Origin of the sequence: Kineococcus indalonis, assembly GCF_009906395.1 — a bacterium.
Classification (GTDB): domain Bacteria; phylum Actinomycetota; class Actinomycetes; order Actinomycetales; family Kineococcaceae; genus Kineococcus; species Kineococcus indalonis.
This window is the reverse complement of sequence record NZ_JAAALM010000431.1, coordinates 1-3,541: the sequence shown is the minus strand read 5'-3', so window position 1 is coordinate 3,541 and position 3,541 is coordinate 1. Positions and strand designations below refer to the sequence as shown.

Below are 3,541 nucleotides of genomic sequence, written 5' to 3'. Positions count from 1 at the left end.
TGGTGGAGGCCCACCCGGCCCCCGAGGACGGCCCCGCCCACGACGTCACCGTGCTCACCGCCGGCCCGGCGCACGCCGTGGAGGCGCTGCGCCGCGGGCTGGCCATGGGCGCCACCACGGCCGTGCACGTCCTCGACGACGCGGTCGCCGGCTCCGACGCCCTCGCCACCGCCCGCGTGCTGGCCGCCGCGGTGCGCCACCTGCACGCCCAGCGCCCCGTGGACGTCGTCGTCGCCGGCATGGCCGGCCTGGACGGGCTGACCTCCCTGGTGCCCGCGGCGCTGGCCGCGCACCTGGACTGGCCGCAGCTCACCCTCGCCGACCGCGTCGAGGTCGACCCCGCCGCCGGCACCGCCACCGTGCGCCGGGAGACCTCCCGCGACGCGGAGGAGCTGCGCGCCCCGCTGCCGGTGGTCCTCTCGGTCACCGACCAGGCGTTCCGCGCGCGCTTCCCCGCCTTCAAGGGCATCCTCGCCGCCCGCAAGGCGCCGGTGGAGGTGCTGTCCCTGGCCGAGCTGGGCGTGGAGCCGGCCTCCGTCGGCCTGGGGGGGTCCACCACCCGGGTCCTGCGGGCGCGCCCGCGCCCCGAGCGCCCCGACCGGGTCGTGGTCACCGCCGACGACCCCGCCGCCACGGCCGCGGCGCTCGCGGACTACCTGTCGCAGAAGGGTTTCGCGTGACGAACGTCCTCGTCCTCGTCGACCACGAGGGCTCGCAGCCGTACTCCACCGTCCCCGAGCTGCTCACCCTGGCGCGCTCCGTCGCCGCCGGCGGCGAGGTGCACGCGGTGTGGGTCGGCGAGGGGTGGGGCCCGGCGGCGGCCTCCGTGCTGGCCTCGCACGGCGCCGGCACCGCGCACGTCGTGACCGTCGAGGGCGCCGACGCGCACCTGACCGCCGCGACCGTCGACGCGCTGCGCGCCGTGCTGGAGCGGGTGGACACCCACCTGCTGCTGGTGGCCTCCACCTTCGAGGGCAAGGAGGCCGCCGCGCGCCTGGCCGTGCTCGCCGGCGCCGGGGTCGTCACCGACGCCACCACCGTCGAGGTCGGCGAGGACGGGCGCGTCGTGGCCGGCAAGGCCGTGCTCGCCGGCTCCTGGGCCACCCGCTGCGCCGTCACCGCGCCGCTGGCCGTGGTCACCGTCAAGCCGCACGCGGTGCTGGCCACCGGCGTGGAGCACGCCGGGGAGCCGGCCGTGGTGGAGCACCGCGTGGAGGCGTCGGCCGCGGCGCGCGCCGTGCAGCTGCTCTCGCGCGCGCCGCGCCCGCGCGGCGACCGGCCCGCGCTGGCCGAGGCGGAGGTCGTCGTCGTGGGCGGGCGCGGCACGAACGGCGACTTCGCGCCCGTGGAGGAGCTCGCCGACGTGCTCGGCGGTGCCGTGGGCGCCACCCGCGTGGCCACCGACGAGGGCTGGATCGGGCACGAGGCGCAGGTCGGGCAGACCGGCGTGACGATCAGCCCTCGGCTGTACGTGGGCGCCGGCGTCTCCGGCGCGGTGCACCACCGCGGCGGCATGGACGCCTCGGTCACCGTGGTCGCCGTCAACGAGGACCCCGACGCGCCGATCTTCGAGTTCGCCGACTACGGCGTCGTGGGCGACCTCACCGAGGTGCTGCCCGCGCTGAGCGCGGAGATCCGCCGCCGCCGCGGCTGACCGCCCCCACCCCCGCCTCCGCCGCCGGCCCCGGCGCGGCCCCGGCGCGCCGGGGCCGCGGAACGCTCCCGCCGCGCGGCGCGTTGCACCCCGTGCCGGACGTGGAGCAGGGGAGGACGAGAGCACCGCATGCACCGTCACTACAACGGCCTGAAGACCGCGGTCCTCTTCGGCGCGATCTGGGCGGTCCTGCTCCTGCTGGGCGGGCTGCTGGCGTCGGCGTTCCGCACGCCGGGGCTGGTGCTGGTGTTCGCGGTCCTCGGCGTGGCCACCTCCGCCTACGGCTACTGGAACTCCGACAAGCTGGCGATCCGCGCGATGCGCGCCCGGCCGGTCTCCGAGGCCGAGCAGCCGGGCATGTACCGGATCGTGCGGGAGCTGTCCACGCGCGCCCAGCAGCCCATGCCGCGCCTGTACGTCTCGCCCACGATGGCGCCCAACGCCTTCGCCACCGGCCGCAACCCCGACAACGCGGCGGTGTGCTGCACCGAGGGCATCCTGCAGCTGCTCGACGAGCGCGAGCTGCGCGGCGTGCTGGGCCACGAGCTGCTGCACGTCTACAACCGCGACATCCTCACCTCCTCGGTGGCCGGGGCCCTGGCCGGCGTGATCACCTCCGTGGCCCAGTTCGCCCAGTTCGGCGCCTTCTTCGGCGCCGCGGGCGGGCGCGACGAGGAGGGGCGCGCCAACCCCGTCGCCGTGCTGCTGCTGTCGCTGGTGGCGCCGCTGGCCGCCAGCGTCATCCAGCTGGCGATCTCCCGCACCCGCGAGTACGACGCCGACGAGGACGGCGCCCGCCTGACCGGCGACCCGCTGGCGCTGGCCTCGGCGCTGCGCAAGCTGGAGCTGGGCACCCGGCAGCTGCCGCTGCCGCCCGAGCGCGAGCTCGTCAACGCCAGCCACATGATGATCGCCAACCCGTTCCGCGGGCAGGGCTTCAGCCGGATGTTCTCCACGCACCCGCCGATGGCCGAGCGCATCGCCCGGCTGGAGGCGATGGCCGGCTACCGCCGCTGAGGCGGCGGCCGGCCACCGTCCCGGCGGTGGCTCAGCCGAGGACGTCGCCGAGCCAGCCGCGCACCCACGCCCAGGTCTCGCCCGAGGGGTCCAGGGCGTCGGCGTGCCCGAGCCCCTCGAGCAGCTCCGCGACGACCTCGTCGCCGGCGCCCCCGGCGGCGTCGGCGAAGGCCTGCGACTGCCAGGGCGGCACGGTCTCGTCGGCGCTGCCGTGCAGGACCAGCGAGGGCACCCCCAGCGGGACGAGGCGGGTGGGGTCGCCCAGCGCGTAGCGCTCGTCCACCTGCCCGGGCGGGCCCCCGAACAGGGCGGTGACGTTGGGGTCGCCGCCGTCGCCGCCCAGGGCGGTGGGGTTGAGCACGCCCGCCATGGAGGCGACGACCGCGGGCACCACGAGCGGGTCGGCGCCCGGCGCGCCCGCGGGCAGGCGGTGCCGGGCGGCGGCCCACACCGCCAGGTGGCCGCCGGCGGAGTGCCCCGCGAGGGCCACCCGGTCCGCCGGGAGGCCGTGCTCGTCGGCCGCGCGCGCGGCGAGGTCGACGGCGCTGGCCACGTCGGTGAAGGTGCTCGTCCAGCCGCCGCCGTCGCCCACGCCGCGGTAGTCGGCGTTGAGCACGGGCCAGCCGTCGCCCACCAGGTCGGCCACGAGCGCGTTGACGTCGCGGCGGTCCACGTCGGGGCCCCAGCCCCCGCCGTGCACGAGGACGACCAGCGCGTCGCGCCGGTCGCCGGCGGGCAGCCACAGGTCGGCCACCTGGCGCCGGTGGGCGCCGTAGCGCATCTCGCTGCGCCGGTCCTCGCCCAGGCCCTCGGGGGCCGGTGCGGCCCCGAGGGCCTGGGCGAGGACCGGCGCAGCGAGATGCGCTACGG

4 protein-coding genes are annotated in these 3,541 nt (G+C 77.9%); 3 read left to right on the top strand and 1 reads right to left on the bottom strand.

Going from position 1 to position 3,541, the window contains the following annotated elements; genetic code table 11:
* The 3 genes from GTR00_RS16950 to htpX form a co-directional block, all read left to right on the top strand.
* On the top strand, window positions 1–680 hold a 680-nt coding region (locus tag GTR00_RS16950), incomplete at its 5' end, for an electron transfer flavoprotein subunit beta/FixA family protein (protein WP_166612762.1).
* On the top strand, window positions 677–1,654 hold the full coding sequence (locus tag GTR00_RS25965) for an electron transfer flavoprotein subunit alpha/FixB family protein (protein ID WP_166612761.1): 978 nt from the start codon (window positions 677–679) through the stop codon (window positions 1,652–1,654). The genes GTR00_RS16950 and GTR00_RS25965, both read left to right, overlap by 4 nt.
* Window positions 1,655–1,783: 129 nt before the next feature.
* Window positions 1,784–2,671 (top strand): zinc metalloprotease HtpX, encoded by an 888-nt coding sequence (gene htpX / locus GTR00_RS16940; protein WP_166612760.1) that lies wholly within the window; start codon window positions 1,784–1,786, stop codon window positions 2,669–2,671.
* Between the two features lie 31 nt (window positions 2,672–2,702).
* Here the strand turns inward: htpX and GTR00_RS16935 are convergent.
* The coding region (locus GTR00_RS16935; RefSeq protein WP_166612759.1) for an alpha/beta hydrolase family protein at window positions 2,703–3,541 on the bottom strand (839 nt) is incomplete at its 5' end.